The 16,535-nt window shown below is 59.4% G+C and carries 14 protein-coding genes; 5 read left to right on the forward strand and 9 right to left on the reverse strand.

The genetic code is table 11. From position 1 onward, the window contains the following. Positions 1–26: 26 nt before the first annotated feature. Positions 27–1,637: a GMC family oxidoreductase gene (locus GTP69_RS14935; protein ID WP_161055611.1), complete on the reverse strand. Its 1,611-nt coding sequence runs from the start codon at positions 1,635–1,637 to the stop codon at positions 27–29. 16 nt (positions 1,638–1,653) lie between these two features. Continuing rightward, entirely contained in the window at positions 1,654–2,691 is a 1,038-nt protein-coding gene (locus GTP69_RS14940) for an NAD(P)H-dependent flavin oxidoreductase (protein WP_161055612.1), read from the reverse strand. A 378-nt stretch (positions 2,692–3,069) separates the two neighbouring features. On the opposite strand from GTP69_RS14940, the gene GTP69_RS14945 reads away from it, so the two are divergent. Both GTP69_RS14945 and GTP69_RS14950 read left to right on the forward strand, forming a co-directional pair. After that, a complete protein-coding gene (locus GTP69_RS14945; RefSeq protein ID WP_161055613.1) occupies positions 3,070–4,944 on the forward strand; it encodes a bifunctional diguanylate cyclase/phosphodiesterase in 1,875 nt (624 codons plus the stop codon). 376 nt (positions 4,945–5,320) lie between these two features. Next, positions 5,321–6,007 carry a 5'-methylthioadenosine/adenosylhomocysteine nucleosidase gene (locus GTP69_RS14950; RefSeq protein ID WP_161055614.1) on the forward strand — a complete coding sequence of 229 codons (687 nt, stop codon included), beginning with the start codon at positions 5,321–5,323 and terminating at the stop codon, positions 6,005–6,007. Between the two features lie 73 nt (positions 6,008–6,080). On the opposite strand, the gene putA is transcribed toward GTP69_RS14950, so the two are convergent. Beyond that, positions 6,081–9,731, reverse strand: a complete 3,651-nt coding sequence (putA, locus tag GTP69_RS14955; RefSeq protein ID WP_161055615.1) for a trifunctional transcriptional regulator/proline dehydrogenase/L-glutamate gamma-semialdehyde dehydrogenase — start codon at positions 9,729–9,731, stop codon at positions 6,081–6,083. 211 nt (positions 9,732–9,942) lie between these two features. Here putA and GTP69_RS14960 point away from each other — a divergent pair, with 211 nt between their 5' ends. Both GTP69_RS14960 and GTP69_RS14965 read left to right on the forward strand, forming a co-directional pair. After that, complete coding sequence (locus tag GTP69_RS14960) at positions 9,943–10,398, forward strand: Lrp/AsnC ligand binding domain-containing protein (RefSeq protein WP_008443393.1); 456 nt, start codon at positions 9,943–9,945, stop codon at positions 10,396–10,398. Between the two features lie 57 nt (positions 10,399–10,455). Next, positions 10,456–12,009, forward strand: a complete 1,554-nt coding sequence (locus tag GTP69_RS14965) for a methyl-accepting chemotaxis protein (protein ID WP_161055616.1) — start codon at positions 10,456–10,458, stop codon at positions 12,007–12,009. Here the strand turns inward: GTP69_RS14965 and GTP69_RS14970 are convergent. Next, complete coding sequence (locus GTP69_RS14970; protein WP_161055617.1) at positions 12,006–12,986, reverse strand: LysR family transcriptional regulator; 981 nt, start codon at positions 12,984–12,986, stop codon at positions 12,006–12,008. The two genes, GTP69_RS14965 and GTP69_RS14970, sit on opposite strands and share 4 nt — an antisense overlap. 152 nt (positions 12,987–13,138) lie before the next feature. Between GTP69_RS14970 and GTP69_RS14975 the strand changes: the two genes are divergently transcribed. Continuing rightward, entirely contained in the window at positions 13,139–13,333 is a 195-nt protein-coding gene (locus GTP69_RS14975; protein ID WP_161055618.1) for a hypothetical protein, read from the forward strand. A 15-nt stretch (positions 13,334–13,348) separates the two neighbouring features. Here GTP69_RS14975 and GTP69_RS14980 read toward each other — a convergent pair whose 3' ends face one another. The 5 genes from GTP69_RS14980 to GTP69_RS15000 all read right to left on the reverse strand — a co-directional run bounded on the left by GTP69_RS14980 (position 13,349) and on the right by GTP69_RS15000 (position 16,508). Next, positions 13,349–13,939 carry a chalcone isomerase family protein gene (locus GTP69_RS14980; protein ID WP_161055619.1) on the reverse strand — a complete coding sequence of 197 codons (591 nt, stop codon included), beginning with the start codon at positions 13,937–13,939 and terminating at the stop codon, positions 13,349–13,351. Between the two features lie 97 nt (positions 13,940–14,036). Next, positions 14,037–14,291 (reverse strand): YfhL family 4Fe-4S dicluster ferredoxin, encoded by a 255-nt coding sequence (locus tag GTP69_RS14985; RefSeq protein WP_110846032.1) that lies wholly within the window; start codon positions 14,289–14,291, stop codon positions 14,037–14,039. Positions 14,292–14,303: 12 nt separating this feature from the next. After that, entirely contained in the window at positions 14,304–14,804 is a 501-nt protein-coding gene (gene coaD, locus GTP69_RS14990; RefSeq protein ID WP_161055620.1) for a pantetheine-phosphate adenylyltransferase, read from the reverse strand. A 107-nt stretch (positions 14,805–14,911) separates the two neighbouring features. Then, positions 14,912–15,559 carry a 16S rRNA (guanine(966)-N(2))-methyltransferase RsmD gene (gene rsmD / locus GTP69_RS14995; RefSeq protein ID WP_161055621.1) on the reverse strand — a complete coding sequence of 216 codons (648 nt, stop codon included), beginning with the start codon at positions 15,557–15,559 and terminating at the stop codon, positions 14,912–14,914. 52 nt (positions 15,560–15,611) lie between these two features. Then, positions 15,612–16,508 (reverse strand): DUF6279 family lipoprotein, encoded by an 897-nt coding sequence (locus tag GTP69_RS15000; RefSeq protein WP_229260957.1) that lies wholly within the window; start codon positions 16,506–16,508, stop codon positions 15,612–15,614. Positions 16,509–16,535: the final 27 nt, after the last annotated feature.

The following is a 16,535-nucleotide window of genomic DNA, read 5'->3' on the forward strand; positions in this document are numbered from 1 at the left end:
AAATACGATGAATTTTTGATCTAGATTCAGGCGGCGCGGATTAGCTGGGCAGCTTTTTCCGCAATCATGATCGTCGGGGAATTGGTGTTTCCGGAGGTGATGAAAGGCATGACGGACGCATCCACAACCCGCAATCCGCTGACGCCTTTTACGCGCATTTGACTGTCGACCACCGCTGTCGGATCGTCCGCGCGGCCCATCTTGCAGCTGCCGACCGGATGGAAAATTGTGGTGCCGATGATACTGGCGGCTTCGGCCAGTTCTTGCTCGGTGCGGTAGTGGATGCCGGGCTTGTACTCTTCCGGCGCGTACTGTTTCAGCGCCGGCGCGGCGACGATTTTGCGGGTCAGCGTGAGCGCCTCCGCCGCCACCTTGCGGTCTTCCGGCGTGCTCAAATACATCGGCGAAATCTTCGGCGGCGCATACGGATCGGCGCTGGCGATCCGCACATGGCCGCGCGACGTCGGCCGCAGATTGCACACGCTGGCCGTGAAGGCAGGGAAAGTGTGCAGAGGATCGCCGAACTTTTCCAGCGACAGCGGCTGCACGTGGTACTGCAAATTCGGCGTCGCCTCGTTGGCGCTGGAACGCGCAAACGCCCCCAGCTGCGACGGCGCCATCGACATCGGCCCGCTCTGGAACATCGCATATTCGAGGCCGATGCGCATCTTGCCGAACCAGTTGGAGGCCATGGTATTCAAGGTGCGCGCGCTGCCGCCCAGCTTGTAAATCATCCGCAGTTGCAGATGGTCTTGCAGGTTTTCGCCGACGCCTGGCAGGTCGACCAGCGGCGTAATGCCCAGCTCATGCAAGCGCGCCGCCGGACCGATGCCGGAACATTGCAAAATTTGCGGACTGCCAACGGCGCCAGCCGCCAGCAGGGTTTCCTTGCGCGCGCCGGCAGTAAACTGTGTGCCGGCACCGGTAAAAATCACGCCGGTGCAGGCGCCGTTTTCGATCTGCAAACGTTCCACGTGACACCCGGTCATGATGGTCAGATTGGGACGCTGCGCCGCCGGCCTCAGGAAGGCTTTGGCGGTGTTCCAGCGGATGCCGCGTTTTTGATTGACGTCGAAATAGCCGCAGCCGGCGTTGTCGCCTCGGTTGAAATCGTCGACTTTCTGGATACCTGTCTGTTCGGCGGCGTCGCGAAACGCGTCCAGTATCCGCCAGGACAAACGCTGTTTTTCCACGCGCCACAAACCGCCCTTGCCGTGGAATTCCGACGCGCCGCCGTGGTAATCCTCGCTCTTCTTGAACAGCGGCAGCACAGACTCCCAGCGCCAGCTGGCGTCGCCGGTGATTGCGGCCCAGCGGTCGTAGTCGTTGGCCTGGCCACGCATATAGATCATGCCGTTGATCGAGGAGCTGCCGCCGAGCACTTTGCCGCGCGGGTACAACAGGCTGCGGCCGCCCAGGCCGGGATCGGCTTCGGTGCGGAATTTCCAGTCGGTGCGGGGATTGTCGATGCAATGCAAATAGCCGACCGGAATGTGGATCCACACATAATCGTCACGGCCGCCCGCCTCGATCAGCAGGACTTCGGTGTCTTTGTCTGCGCTGAGCCGGTTGGCCAGAACGCAGCCAGCCGAGCCAGCGCCGATGATGATGTAATCGTAGCTGCCTGCTGATTCCAAAAACGGTCTCCTCGTTTTATTGCGCGCTGATCTCCGCCAGCAAAGTTTCCACCAGTTTCGCCGCCGGCATGGCCCGCGCACGGGATACGCCAGTGCCGCACCAGAGCGACATCAGTTCGGTCTCGCCACGCCTGGCCGCTTCCGCTCTTATTGGTGACGTTAATGCATTTTGAATAGGATATAACGGTAGTAAACGTTCGTTAACTGCCATTTGCTGCATGAAGCGGTTTTCCAGGCCGCGTGCATAGCGGCCGGAAAAAGTGCGCGTCAATTTGGTAGGGTGGTCGCCGGCCGTGAGCAAGCGCTGCTTGTAGGCCGCGCCGATCGAGGATTCGTCACAGATCAGGAAAGCCGTTCCCATCTGCACAGCTTGCGCGCCGGCCGCCAGCGCGCGGCGGATATCGGCGCCATCCATGATGCCGCCGGCGGCAATCACCGGAATATTCACGGCCGCCACCACGGCGGGCAGCAATTCAAACGTTCCTAGCGTGGCATTTTCCTGTGCGCCGATGAAGGTGCCGCGATGTCCGCCCGACTCCACGCCGGACGCAATCACCGCATCGGCGCCCCGGCTTTCCCAGGCCAGCGCTTCATCGACGTGCGTCACGGTGCCGATCACGAAAATGCCGGCCTCATGCAAGCGCTGGATTTGCTCCACGCTCAGGATGCCGAAGGTAAAACTGGCCACGGCCGGCCGCAAGGCGATCAGCATTTCAAATTGCGGCGCGAAATCCTCGCACCATTTGGCAGGCGTCGGCAACTTCGTCCAGCCCAGCGAAGACCAGGCCGGTTTCAGCCATTCTTTGGCCCGTTCCACCTCGTCCGCAGATGGATTTGGTGTCTCCTGGACAAAAAAATTCAGGCAAAAAGGCCGATCGGTGAGCGCGCGGATCTGCGCAGTTTGGTCGCGAATCACGTCCGGCGACAACAAGGAACAGGCCAGCGAACCCAGCGCACCGGCGTTGGAGACAGCGGCAACCTGCGCGGGCGTATTGAAACCGCCAGCGGTCGGTCCCTGGACGATCGGATGCGGAAAAACAGATGTTAATGACATCAATTCCCCTGTTTACGGCTGTGGATAAGCATATGGATATCCACAGGTGCCAAATGTGAGTAAACAAACGAATGTTCTGGACGACTTTTTTTATCCCAAAACAGTTCTTCGCTCATACAAGGTTTACGCGACTGTTTATAAAGCTCGTAAACGGCTGATTTTAATCCAAAATGAGCAGTTATCCACAGAAAAGTGTCGGTGTTAACAACTATCACTATTTTTATATTACATCTTTAGAGTAAACCATAAAACCTCCGATATACTGGACTTGCCAAACAAACAGCTTCAATCGGAGATGTTTTGTTCTCACCACACACAAACTCCAGGTCGCCTGCTTATCTGCGATTTCGACGACGCCTGATCGCTGGCCTGTTGTCGATGGCAGCACTTGCCATTGCTGTGGTCATCAGCCAATTCCGCACTGCCTACCTGGAACGCGAACTCGCCGTCCGAACCCAAACCGAGCATTACGTCAAAGCGATGGAAGCGCACGTGCTGTACTCGATTCAATCGGTGGATTTGTCGCTGATCAGCTTTGCCAACGCCATCAAAGTGCTGTCTGCAAAGCAAAGTCGTTCACCAGAAACAATGACGGACCTGCTTTCTTCACGTGGAGCCAGTGTCAACAGCGATTACTGGATCACTTTTATCGATCCAAAAGGCAACGCGATCGCCACTTCGATTGGCAACAGCGTCATCGGCGCCTCATATGCAGACCGCGACTATTTCAAAATCCATTTGGGCAATAGCTACAAGGACAAGCTGTTCATTGGCGGACCTGCCGTTGGCAAAATCAGCAAAAAACGGCTGTTTTTCCTGAGTCGCCGTGTAGAAACGGCCACAGGCGAGTTCCTGGGCGTGGTTGCAGCGCCAGTCAACGTTGATCGTTACGTCAAGGTGTTTGAAAACTCGCGCTTCAATGCGGATATCTCGATCACGCTGGTTCACGCTGGCGGCAAAGTCATTGCCCGCGTGCCCAATTTTGACCAAGCGTTCGGCCGGGATCTGAGTGGGACCGCCTTGTTCGAGGGTGTTCGTAAAGCTAACGCTGGCACCTACAAAACTCACAGCGTGATCGACGATCTGAACCGGATTTTCAGCTATCGCGTGATTGACGGCCTACCGTTGATCATCGTGGTGGGAAGCAATGACTCGGAAACCAACCGTCTACTGCAACAAAACTACCTCACGGCCGGTGCTGGACTGGCGATTTTGCTACTGCTGATGATCAGTGCCGGCCATTTTTCACTGCGCACCTACAGGCGCCAGGAAGAACGCGAATTGCGCTACCGCACGCTGTACAGCGCCAGCCGTGAAATGGAACGCCAGCTGCTGGTCAACGAAGAATCGATGAAACTGGCGTCGCTACTGTTCCAAAACAGCGGCGAAGGCATGATGGTGGTCGACGCCAATGGCCAGATCCTGACCATCAATCCGGCGTTTTCGCTGCTGAGCGGGTACACGGAGAAAAAATTAATCGGTCATCGTGCCTACGAACTAGCCTCTCATCGCCATGACCAGGAGTTTTTCGATGATATTTTTGCGTGTGTGAGGAGTACCGGCCACTGGAACGGTGAATTGTGGCAACAAAGCAAGGACGGCGAAGAATTCCTAGCATCGATGGTGGTCAACGCCGTCTACGATGAGCAAGGCAATCCCTTCCGCTATGTTGCTTTGCTGAGCGACATCACGCAGAAAAAAGCTTCCGAGGAGCTGATCTGGCGCCAGGCCAACTTCGACACCCTCACCGGCTTGCCGAATCGGAACATGCTGTACGAGCATCTACGCCAGGAAATGAAAAAAACCGACCGTTCGCAGCTGCCGATGGCGCTGGTGTTCGTCGATCTCGACTACTTCAAGGAAATTAACGACACGCTTGGCCACGACAAAGGCGACGTGCTGCTCAAACAAGTGGCAAATCGCCTGCTCAGCTGCGTGCGCACCAGCGATATCGTGGCCAGGCTGGGTGGGGATGAGTTCACCGTGATTCTCAGCGAATTGCGCAAACCGGCCGACGTCGAGCGCACTGCGCAGGAAATTCTCAAGAAAATGAGTACGCCGTTCCAGCTTGGCGAAGACATTGCCCATATTTCGAGCAGCATCGGCATCGCTTTGTACCCGCATGACGGTGCGGATGCCGACAGTTTGATGAAAAGCGCGGACAAAGCGATGTATGGCGCCAAGCAAAAGGGCCGAAATCGCTGCAATTATGCCAATTCAGGCGAAAAAACCACCGAGACTGTGTATAAGTGATTGGATATCCACAGGATGAGATGTGGCTAAGCACCTCTTTTAACCACAGGCCACTATTTTATCCAAAAACTGTTCCTGAGCTGATACAGCGCTTATGCAGCATGTTGTTTACGCTGTAAACAGATGATTTGTAAACGTATACATGACTTATCCACAGTTATATGCACGTTTACTACTACCACTATGTTTATATAAACCTTTTGTAAACAACTAAAAGCATAACGTCGGAAAAGCCGCAGGCGGAATAGGACGCCTGTTTGACGTTTGAAAGCCCTACAGACCACAAGAAACGCCTTAAAATTCACTTTTTTTCGCTACGCGTTGTGGAAAAAGCCTTGGATCTCCACAGCGATAACTCAAAATTTGAAGGAAAAGCATGCGTTTAGGCATCATCAGTGCGTTGGCTGAAGAACAGCAGGGGCTGATAGAGGCCCTTCAGAGCCCCGCCAAGCACGTTCACGGCATGAGGGAGTACACGGCCGGGAAACTCTGGGAAATCGACGCTGTGTGCGTTTTATCGCGTATAGGCAAGGTTGCTGCGGCAATGACAGCTGCAATCCTTGTGGAGAAGTTCGGAGTTACGCACATCGTCTTCACCGGCGTCGCTGGAAGCGGGGATAAAAACGTGAAAGTCGGCGATATCGTGGTGGCCGATAGTTTGATCCAGCACGATTTTGATGCCAGCCCGCTGTTTCCAAGATTTGAAATTCCGCTGACCGGCTTGTCCAGCTTTGCCACGGACGTCGCTTTGACGGACAGATTGGCTGGCGCTGCATCGACAATCACGCGTGTACATCGCGGATTGATCGCCAGCGGTGATCAATTTATAGGCAAATTGGGTCAGATCCAGGCGCTGAAAGCAGCATTGCCTGATTTATTGGCAGTGGAAATGGAAGGCGCAGCGGTTGCCCAAGTGTGTTTTGAGCTGGGAATACCGTTTGCCGTGATCAGAACGATCTCAGACAACGCCAACGATGACGCGGCGGTAGATTTCATGCATTTCATCAAAACCGTCGCCTCGCGCTACGCGTTTGATGTGATCCAGAACTTCTGCAAGACATAAAACCCGGGGTCAGTTCTGCCAAGTGCACACGAGCTCATGTACATTTGGCAGAACTGACCCCAAATTTGGCGTTTTACGCGGTTTCGAGCGTCATCAGGCTGGCATTGCCGCCGGCTGCCGTCGTATTCACGCACAGAGCGCGCTCAGCGAGCAAACGCCACAGAGGGATGCTGCTCTCCTCATTCGTGCTGATCAGGCCCACCAGCGCCCCGCTACGGGCCGCCAAAGCGTTGTGCTGGCTCTTGGCCATCATCGATTCCACCAGCGCGATCTGGAAATCGCAGTTTTCCAGGTCGGTAACGGTCTGGATGCGGTCTTTGACGGCTACCGGCAAGTCCGCCGGCACCAGATGTGCGGTAGCGCCCGACACCACCGCAGTGTTGCCGGTTGCCAGCACTGCCGCCAGCTGGTTCAGCAAGCCTTCCAGCGTGCCGGCCATGCAGGCCACCGTGCCGCGGGACACCAGCGCCAGCGTGTTGCGCTCGCCAGTCGGGCCAGGCAACGTGGTCAGGCTGCCCAGCATGGTCGAGCGGCTGTATTGCTCCGCCAGGCTGGAAGCGCGCTCGTAGCCGTGTTGCTTGGCCCAGCCTGCCAACGCATCCAGCGCCGGCGTGCCGACGCGGGCATGCACCGGCGCCGTGCTGGCGCCGCGCTGCAGGCGTTTCAGGTACAGCGGACCGCCGGCTTTCGGGCCGGTGCCCGATTTGCCTTCGCCGCCGAATGGCTGCACACCCACCACTGCGCCAACGATGTTGCGGTTGACGTAGATATTGCCGACGTGTGCGCGGCTGGTGATGTAGTCGATGGTTTCATCAATGCGCGAATGCACGCCCAAGGTCAAGCCGAAGCCGCTGGCGTTGATTTGCTCGACCACTTTCGGCAATTCCGAACGCTTGTAGCGGATCACGTGCATGACCGGGCCGAACACTTCCTGCGTCAGCTCGGCCAGCGAGCGGATTTCCAGCACGGTTGGCGGCACAAAGGTGCCGGCCGTGGTCACTTCCGACGGCAAGTCCAGCGAGTAGTAATCGACTGCAGTCGCTTTCAGCTTGTTGATGTGGGCCAGCAGGTTGTGCTGTGCTTCGGCATCGATCACCGGGCCGATATCGGTCACCAGGCGGTCCGGCGAGCCGACTTTCAGCTCTTGCATCGCGCCTTTGAGCATTTTGATGGTCTTGTCGGCAATATCTTCCTGCAGGAACAGCACACGCAGCGCCGAGCAACGCTGGCCTGCGCTGTCGAAGGCCGACGAGATCGCATCCTGCACCACCTGCTCCGGCAGCGCCGACGAGTCGACGATCATGGCGTTCTGGCCGCCGGTTTCGGCGATCAGCGGGATATCGGCGTTTTCAGCGGTGGCGCGCTTGGCCAGCGTGCGGTTGATCAGTTGCGCCACTTCGGTCGAGCCGGTGAAGATCACGCCCTTGACGCGGCTGTCGGCAGTCAGCGCGGCGCCGACCACTTCGCCGCGGCCCGGCAGGAATTGCAGCGCGGCGCGCGGAATGCCGGCTTCGTGCAGCAGCTCGACTGCGCGGTGGGCGATCAGCGGCGTTTGCTCGGCCGGCTTGGCCAGCACCACGTTACCGGCCGCCAGCGAGGCCGCCACCTGGCCGGTGAAGATCGCCAGCGGGAAGTTCCACGGGCTGATGCAGGTAACTGGGCCCAGCGCCAGGGTGTTGGTCGCGCCGCTGACTTCGCCGGCGTAGTAGCGCAGAAAGTCGACCGCTTCGCGGATTTCGGCAATTGCGTTCGGCAGCGATTTGCCGGCTTCGCGGATAGCCAGCGTCATCAGTTCGACGGCATTGGCTTCGAACAGGTCGGCGGCGTTCAGCAACGCGGCGGCGCGCACGGCCGGTTCGGTGGTTTGCCAGTCCATGGCGAAGTTGCTGGCGCTGGTCAGCGCGACTTCCACGTCGGTGGCGCTGGCTTCGACCAGTTGGCCGACGATGTCGCCACGTTGCGCGGGATTGGTGATGTTTTGCACCGGCTGACCGGCGCTGACGCCACCCGCCAGCAACGGCGCGGCGTGCCAGCTGCGTGGTTCGGCCAGCGCGGCCGAAATATCGCGCAGCACGTTTTCGTTGGCCAGGTCGAAACCGGCCGAGTTCTTGCGGTCGCCAAACATATCCAGCGGCAGGGCGATGCCAGGATGCGGCAGGCCGCCCTGTTCGCGCGCGGCCGCAACCGGATCGCGCAGCAGCGACTCGATCGGGATCGCTTCGTCGACGATCTGGTTGACGAACGACGAGTTGGCGCCGTTTTCCAGCAGGCGGCGCACCAGGTAGGCCAGCAGCGTTTCGTGGGTGCCGACCGGCGCGTAGATGCGGCAGGCCTTGTCCAGGTTGTCCTTGCCCACCACCTGGTCGTACAGCGACTCGCCCATGCCGTGCAGGCACTGGAATTCATAGTCGTTCACACCGTCGCGCTTGGCCCAGGTGTAGATGGTCGACAGGGTTTGCGCGTTGTGGGTAGCAAATTGTGGATAGATCAGGCCTTGTGCACCGAGCAGTTTCTGCGCGCACACCAAGTAGGAGACGTCGGTGTAGACCTTGCGGGTGTAGACCGGATAGCCGCTCATGCCGTCCACCTGGGCGCGCTTGATTTCCGCATCCCAGTAAGCGCCCTTGACCAGGCGCACCATGAATTTGCGGCCGCTGCGCTTGGCCAGGTCGATCAGGTAGTCGATGACGAACGGGCAGCGCTTCTGGTACGCCTGCACCACGAAGCCGATGCCCTCGAAACCGGCCAGGTCCGGATCGTGCGCCAGGGCTTCCATCAGATCCAGCGACAATTCCAGGCGATCGGCCTCTTCCGCATCGATATTCAGGCCGATGTTGTATTGCTTGGCCAGCAGCACCAGCGCGCGTACGCGCGGCAGCAGTTCTTCCATCACGCGTTGGTGCTGGGCACGGCTGTAGCGCGGGTGCAGCGCCGACAGTTTCACCGAAATGCCGGGACCGTTGCGGATGCCACGGCCGTTCGAGGCCTTGCCGATCGCGTGGATCGCGGTTTCGTAGGAGGCATAGTAATTCCTGGCGTCGGCTTCGGTCAGCGCGGCTTCGCCCAGCATGTCGTAGGAATAACGGTAGCCGCGCGCCTCGTTGGCCTGGCCGTTCTTGATCGCCTCGTCGATGGTCTGGCCGGTGACGAACTGGTTGCCCAGCATGCGCATCGCCAGATCCACGCCTTTGCGGATTAGCGGCTCGCCGCCCTTGGAAATCAGCTTGGTCAGCGCCGAGCCGAGGCCGGTTTCGCTATTGGTCGAGACCAGCTTGCCGGTAATCAGCAGACCCCAGGTGGCGGCGTTGACGAACAGCGACGGCGACTCGCCCAGGTGCTTGCGCCAGTCGCCCTTGCTGATTTTGTCGGCAATCAGGCGATCGGCGGTGGCATTGTCGGGAATACGCAACAGTGCTTCAGCCAGACACATCAGCGCCACACCCTCGTCCGACGACAGCGAAAACTCGTGCATCAGCGCGTCCACACCCGACGCGCGGGTGCGTTCCGCGCGCACCGAACTGACCAGTTTATGGGCCAATTGCTGCGCCTGCTGGAGGCTGATATCGTCGTGATTGCTGAGCTGGCCGACCAGCCATTCAACCGCGCTGATTTCGTCTTTTCTATAGGCGGCCGTCACTGCGGCGCGCAGGGGAATCGGGTCGCGCAGGATTTCGGCCTGGAGGGCGGCAAACGGGGTAAAACCGGAGGAGACTGCTGCTTGCATGGGGTACTCTCAGAAGAAGAATCGGGAGCCGGTCCACGTACAAAAACACGCCCGTCAGCGAAGCCGGCGAGCGTGATTTAAAGTGAACTGCTTATGATTCGATTGTAGTGGTAATTCTTCTGGATTAATTCTGGTAATGCGGGGGGCTAGCAATAGATTGTTTTTAGTGAGACAATTTAACCAAATAATATTTATTTGGGAGTTCCCGGAAATGTTAGACAAGATCAGCAAAAAAATCTTGATGGAATTGCAGAGCGACGGTCGCATCTCCAATGTGGAGCTGGCTGCGCGGGTGAATCTGTCTCCCGCCGCTTGCCTGGAACGTGTGCGCAAGCTGCACGAGTCCGGGTATATCATGGGCTACACCGCCCAGTTAAACCCGCAACTGCTGGATGTCTCCCTGCTGGTCTTTATCGAGGTCGTGCTGGACCGCACCACACCCGAAGTCTTCGACGCCTTCAAACACAGCGTGCAGGTCATCCCGGAAGTGCTGGAATGCCACATGGTTGCCGGCGGCTTCGACTACCTGGTCAAAGCGCGCGTCAAGGACATGGCTGCCTACCGCGAATTCCTGGGTAAAACCCTGCTCCAGAAAGGCGTCCGTGAAACCCACACCTACGCCGTGATGGAAGAAGTCAAGAATACCACCAAGTTGCCCATAAAATAGCATCAAAGAAATAAAATTTGGAGACGCCCAAGGCGCCTGTTGAACAACGGGGGACAGATGAAGCTTTTGCAGCATAAGTTGGTGCAACGTGGATTGTGGATTTTGGGAGCGACGGCAGGCGGTACCTGCCTCGCCTATTTGTTCAACCTGGCGGGCGCCGGCCCCATCACGGCGGCCATTCCCGCCGCGCTGGGCGGGGCCGCCGTCGCGTGGTGGGCCGCGCGCCAGAATAGCGACGAGGGCGGCGTGCGGCATTTCGCCCAGACCGTCGGCGAGGAAATCGACGCCATCATGATCGGCGCGGCGGAAACCTCGTATTTCGTCGACTCGGTCAAGAAGAAGATCGAACTGGACGTCAGCACCGCCGGCAGCATCGTCCAAAGCTCCAGCCTGAACGCCGACACCACCGAGCGCATCGCCGCCAACGCCGAGCGCGCCGCCAAAATCGCCGCCCAGGTGCGCGGCGAAACCGTAGCCGGACGCGCCGAGGCCGACCATGGCCTGCAACGCATCCGCACCGCCCGCGAGGACGCGCAAACCGCCGCCGCCGTGATGACGGCGCTGCAATCCAATTCCCGCAAAATCTACGGCTTTACCGAGGCCATCAGCGAAATCTCCGCCCGCACCAACCTGCTGGCGCTGAATGCCGCCATCGAGGCTGCGCGCGCCGGCGAACAGGGCCGTGGCTTTGCTGTGGTGGCCAGCGAAGTGCGCCAGCTGGCGCTGCGCACCAAGGAAGCCACCGATGAAATCAGCGCCATGGTGCGCGAGATTAACCAGCAGGCGGAAAAGGCCGCTACCGGCATGAATTCGCTGGCGATCAAAGTCAGTGAGGCGGCCGGCAATGTGGAAACCGTGCACGGGCTGCTGGGCAATATCGAGCAGTCGTCGGGCGTGTCGGAAGATGAAATCGGCCAGATCGCCCGGGCGTCGCGTGAGCACGTTGTGACCACCGAGGAAATCGCCCACGCCATCGCCAGCATCCGCGACAGCCTGTTGTCCACCGAGAAGGAATTGCCGCGCGCGGCCAGCTCGGCCATGGCGTTGGCGGAACGGGCGGAAATCATCACCGGCGCGCTGGGTGAATCGTCGATCGTCACCTCGCACGATGCGATCCGCGAGGCGGCGCAGCGGGCGGCGGCGGAAGTGGGCAAGATTTTCGAACGCGCCATCGCCAGCGGCCAGATCAAGCGCGAGGCGCTGTGGGACCGTCACTACACGCCGATTCCGAACACCGATCCGCCCAAGCACAAGACCAAGTTCGACGATTTCACTGACCGCGTGCTGCCGTCCTTGCAGGAAGGCTTGCTGCAAGCCATGCCGCAACTGGCCTACGCCGGCACTGTGGATAACAACGGCTATTTCCCCACCCATAACAAGAAGTTTTCGCAGCCACTGACCGGCAACTACGATATCGACATCGTCAACAATCGGACGAAACGCATCTTCAGCGACCGCACGGGCAAGCGCTGCGGCTCGAATACCAAGCCGTTCCTGCTACAGACGTACAAGCGCGATACCGGCGAGGTCATGCATGACCTGTCGGCGCCGATTTATGTGGATGGCAAGCACTGGGGCGGTTTCCGCATTGGATACCGCTCCAGTCATTAACGGGAAGAAGCCGGCGCCTGGGTTGGCGTTGGCAGGGTGTTGACCGCGCGCTGGGTCTGGGTGTTCATCTTTTCCAGATGGGTGCGCAGCCATTTGTGCGCCGGGCTGCGCGCATCGCGTTCGTGCCACAGCATGTCCAGGTGGACCGCCGGCAACTGGAACGGCAATTCCTTGTGCGCCAGCGCGTCGGTCATGCCGGTGGCGGCGATCAGGTGGCGCGGCAGCACCGTCACCAGGTCCGAATTGGCCACCACGCGGCCGGCGGTGAAGAACTGATTCACCGTCAGCAGGATGCGGCGTTCGCGTTGCAGCTGGGCCAGCGCTTCGTCGACCAGGCCATGCGCGCGGCCGGAGAAACTCACCAGCAAGTGGTTGGCGGCGCAATAGTTGTCCAGGTTCAGTTCGACCTTGGCCAGCGGATGGTCGCGCCGCATCACGCACACATATTTACCGGAATACAGACGCTCGTGGCGGATCGGCGAACCGGTCTCATACGACAGCTGCGCCGCCACGCCGGGGAAGAAGCCCACCGCCAGGTCGATATCGCCGCGCAGCAGCATCGGCCGCGGCTCGCGCGTGGTCAGCGGCACCATGCGCACGTTGATGCCGGGCGCTTCGCTCTCGATCGAGCGCATCAGCGACGGCAGCCACATGGCGGCGGTCGCATCGGCCATCGCCATACGGAAAGTAGCGTGGGCGGCCGAGACGTCGAAGGTCTCCGGCGCCACCGCCGCTTCCAGGCTGGCCAGCGCGCCGCGCACGGACGGCCACAGCGCTTCGGCGCGCGGCGTCGGCTTGACGCCGTAGGCGGTGCGGATCAGCAATTCATCGCCCAGGCTTTCGCGCAGGCGCTTGATGGCGTTGGATACCGCCGGCTGGGTCATGGCCAGATGGCCGGCGGCGCGTGTCAGATTTTGCTCTGTCATCACGGCGTCGAAAACACGCAGCAGGTTCAGGTCCAGCGTCAGAAAGCTCATGGCGGCTCAGGGGAGTAGATGTTGGAGAAATAACGATAGCACAGTCCATTCACCAATCGAATAATTGTTATCGCGAAAGGAAATTGGATAACTATGTTGCGGCGCACTATAGTTACATCAGATTCTAAAGCTACCGCCAAACTGTGTCCATCATGATTTCCGCAATACAAGATTTTTCTCTGTTCGCAGCTATCAAGCTGGCGCTGCTGGTCGCCGTGAGTGGTGGTCTGGTGGTGCTGTTCAAGCCACTGCTGCTGGGCTGCGCGCGCGCCGCCGTGCTGGTGGTCAAGCCGAAGCTGACGCGCGAACAACGCCTGCAGCGCCGCCAGCTGGCGACGCGTGCCTGATACTGCGACGCAGCATTACTTTTCGCCGAGCAGCGCCGGTTTCAACGAACTGTCCACCGGCTTATCACCCAGCCAGATACGCAGCACGGCGTTATAGAACGCCAGGTCCGGCATCAACTCCCCGATTTTCTTGCCATTCAAATAGCACTGGGTGCCCTCGTTCGGGGTCCAGTCCAGCGACAGCTGGTCGCCCTTCTTCAGCACCGGCGTCTGCGCGAACACTTCACCAAACTTCATGATTTGCGGCAGGATCTTGTTGCGCTCATCCTTGCCGGTATTGGCGTTGAGGCCGTCCGTGAAGGCTTTGCCGAACTCTTCCGAGCTGACTTCGCGCAGCATGGTGATGGCCACCCGGCGCGGGCCCGGCACGGCCAGCACGTCCGGCACGGTGGATTTCTTGTCCGTCAGATATAAACCGGCCGCATAGACCTTGAAGATGACCTTGGTGCGCAGGCCGGCGCCGTTCAGCTTGAGCGGCTGGCCGGCCACGGTGACGGTGTCGTCGAATTTGACGCCGGCCACATCGACGGCGGCAAAGGCGAAGGAAGGCAGCGCCGCAGCGATCGCAACGGCCATCAGGGTATGCAGAATGGTTCTACGGTTCATGAATGTCTCCGTGATAGGTGTGATCGGACTATACCACCGTAGAGACGTGGCGGCGCGTCTGGCCGCACGGTCATGCTTTTTGTAGATTTTTGGCTTCTCAGGCCTTGGCGATCTGCAGCAGCTCGAACTTGGCGAACAGCTGGTCTTTGGTTTCGCGCACATCCGGATTGAACGGGATGCAGCTGACCGGGCACACCTGCTGGCATTGCGGCTCATCGAAGTGGCCGACGCATTCGGTGCATTTATCCGGATTGATTTCGTAAATTTCCGCGCCCATGTAAATGGCGTCGTTCGGGCACTCGGGCTCGCATACGTCGCAATTAATACAGTCGTCGGTGATCATTAATGCCATGACAGAACTCGCTTACTTTGCCTGGTCGGTGGGGTTGTCGGCGATTTTCTTCTTCAGCCAACGGTCCACCGATGGGAATACAAACTTGGAGACATCCCCGCCCAGCATGGCGATTTCGCGCACGATGGTGCCGGAGATGAATTGATACTGGTCGGACGGCGTCAGGAACATGGTCTCGACGTCCGGCAGCAGGTAGCGGTTCATGCCCGCCATTTGAAACTCGTACTCGAAGTCGGACACGGCGCGCAGGCCGCGCACGATCACGCGCGCATCGTGCTCGCGCACGAAATCTTTCAGCAGGCCGGAGAAACTCTCCACCCGCACGTTCGGATAATGGCCCAGCACTTCATTGGCAATTTCCAGGCGTTCATCCAGCGAGAAGAAAGGCTTCTTGTTCTTGCTGTCGGCCACGCCAACCACCAGCGTGTCGAACAGACCGGATGCGCGACGCACCAGATCTTCGTGACCACGGGTCAGCGGATCGAAAGTTCCTGGATAAACAGCTACTACCATTGCGGCTCCCTGCAGTGCACCAATATAGAACGCGCATTATGCCTGAAAATCGGCTTTTGCTTAAAATTGCCTTAATTTGGGGCGGTTTTAGCAGGAAATACAGCCGATTAGGATTTGTATTTTAATAAATGATAGAACACCATTCCGGCTTTGTCAGCCCGAATGATTTCCCAGTCCGCCAGCCACTCCGGCGTCTCGCCTTCGGCGAACTCCAGCGCCAGCCCGGACTCGGCGTACACCAGGCCGCCCTCTTTCAGCAGTTTGCTGCACAGCGGCAGGGTTTTCTCCAGCAAGCTCTGCTGGTACGGCGGATCGAGGAAGATCAGATCGTAGCGCTGACCGCGCGCGGCGGCCGATTGCGCCACCGACAGCGCGTCGCCGCGCATGATCTGCACGTTCTCGGCCTTCAGCTTCAGCTTGATTTCTTCCAGCTGGCGCGTGACTTGCGCATTGCTGTCGATCATGGTCACGGACTGCGCGCCACGGCTGGCCGCCTCAAAGCCCAAAGCGCCGCTGCCGGCGAACAGATCCAGCACCTGCGCGTTGGCCCAGTTGGCGTCGCGCTGGTGGTTGATCCAGTTGAATGCGGTTTCGCGCACGCGGTCAGGCGTCGGCCGCAGGCCCAGCGCGCTGAGCACTGGCAGCGGCGTGCGTTTCCACTGGCCACCGATAATGCGCACTTGATTGGCGTGCTGCGGACCGTGGACCGGCACCTTGGCTGGTTTGGCGGGCTTGCTAGAGGGCTTCTTTGGCATGTGACGCTGTTCTAAGTCATTGATTCAACAGGCCATGATACCACAGCAGCGCTTATCGCTGATCCGCCGCCAAGGTCCGGAAGTCGTCGATCCAGCCCTGCATGCGGCGCTGTGCATGGGCTTTCTGCGCCGGCGTCGCCAGGTTGATCACCGTCAGCACCAGTTGCAGGTTGGCCGCCTCGTAGCTGTCGAAGAAGGCTTTGCGGTCGGAGGTTTCCAGGCGCTGGAAGCCATCCTTGATCAGGCCCTGGATCAGCGTCTGCGTGGCTTCCTGGCTCAGCTTCTCGCTCTGCACCTTGCGTACCGCCGCCAGGATGTTGTTTTGACGGCGGGTGCGTTCATCCAGCCAGATCTCATTGTTGAGTGGACGCGCATCGGACGCCTTGCGGATCGCCACTTCCTGCTCGGAGCTAAAGCTGCCAAACCACAGCTCGAACTGCTCCATCGATTTCTTGTAGCGGAAGCGCTGTTGCGCCTCGCGGTCGCCGCGCATGTTTTTCTTGCGGAAATCGGCATTGTTGGCGGCGAACTTGCGCTCCAGCGTAGCGATCTGTTCCGGTTGCAGCGAGCGCGCCAGCTCGGCCAGTTCCGGCGTGGCCTTCAGCAGCAGCGCCTCGGTGCGTTTCTTGATGTCGTCGAAATCCGTTTGCAAGTCGGCCTGGGTGGCGCCGGCGGCCAGCTGGCGCTGCGCGGTTTGCAGGATCTGCGCGTAGTCGTTCAGCTGGGTCTTGCGATGCCAGTGGAACAGCTTGTCGATATCTTCCTTGACCGCGCTCTTCTGCTCCGAGGTCAGGTCGACATAGCCGTCGATCCACCAGTACAGCAGCGTGTCGCCATTGTTATAGGCCAGGCGCAGCGAACTGCAGGCGGCCAGCGCGGCCATGAGCGCGATCAGGAACAGGCTGTATAGCGTCCGGCGGGCCGGCAGGGGCATGTTAGACTTTTGCATTTGACACTCTCTCGATTTGGCACCTCT

The organism is Duganella levis (genome assembly GCF_009857605.1).
GTDB lineage: Bacteria > Pseudomonadota > Gammaproteobacteria > Burkholderiales > Burkholderiaceae_D > Rugamonas > Rugamonas levis.

Coding starts and splice junctions, on each gene's coding strand:
- GTP69_RS14940 (WP_161055612.1), bottom strand. CDS start 2,691: ATGTCATTAACATCTGTTTTTCCGCATCCGATCGTCCAGGGACCGACC.
- GTP69_RS14945 (WP_161055613.1), top strand. CDS start 3,070: ATGGCAGCACTTGCCATTGCTGTGGTCATCAGCCAATTCCGCACTGCC.
- GTP69_RS14950 (WP_161055614.1), top strand. CDS start 5,321: ATGCGTTTAGGCATCATCAGTGCGTTGGCTGAAGAACAGCAGGGGCTG.
- putA (WP_161055615.1), bottom strand. CDS start 9,731: ATGCAAGCAGCAGTCTCCTCCGGTTTTACCCCGTTTGCCGCCCTCCAG.
- GTP69_RS14960 (WP_008443393.1), top strand. CDS start 9,943: ATGTTAGACAAGATCAGCAAAAAAATCTTGATGGAATTGCAGAGCGAC.
- GTP69_RS14965 (WP_161055616.1), top strand. CDS start 10,456: ATGAAGCTTTTGCAGCATAAGTTGGTGCAACGTGGATTGTGGATTTTG.
- GTP69_RS14970 (WP_161055617.1), bottom strand. CDS start 12,986: ATGAGCTTTCTGACGCTGGACCTGAACCTGCTGCGTGTTTTCGACGCC.
- GTP69_RS14975 (WP_161055618.1), top strand. CDS start 13,139: ATGATTTCCGCAATACAAGATTTTTCTCTGTTCGCAGCTATCAAGCTG.
- GTP69_RS14980 (WP_161055619.1), bottom strand. CDS start 13,939: ATGAACCGTAGAACCATTCTGCATACCCTGATGGCCGTTGCGATCGCT.
- GTP69_RS14985 (WP_110846032.1), bottom strand. CDS start 14,291: ATGGCATTAATGATCACCGACGACTGTATTAATTGCGACGTATGCGAG.
- coaD (WP_161055620.1), bottom strand. CDS start 14,804: ATGGTAGTAGCTGTTTATCCAGGAACTTTCGATCCGCTGACCCGTGGT.
- rsmD (WP_161055621.1), bottom strand. CDS start 15,559: ATGCCAAAGAAGCCCTCTAGCAAGCCCGCCAAACCAGCCAAGGTGCCG.
- GTP69_RS15000 (WP_229260957.1), bottom strand. CDS start 16,508: ATGCAAAAGTCTAACATGCCCCTGCCGGCCCGCCGGACGCTATACAGC.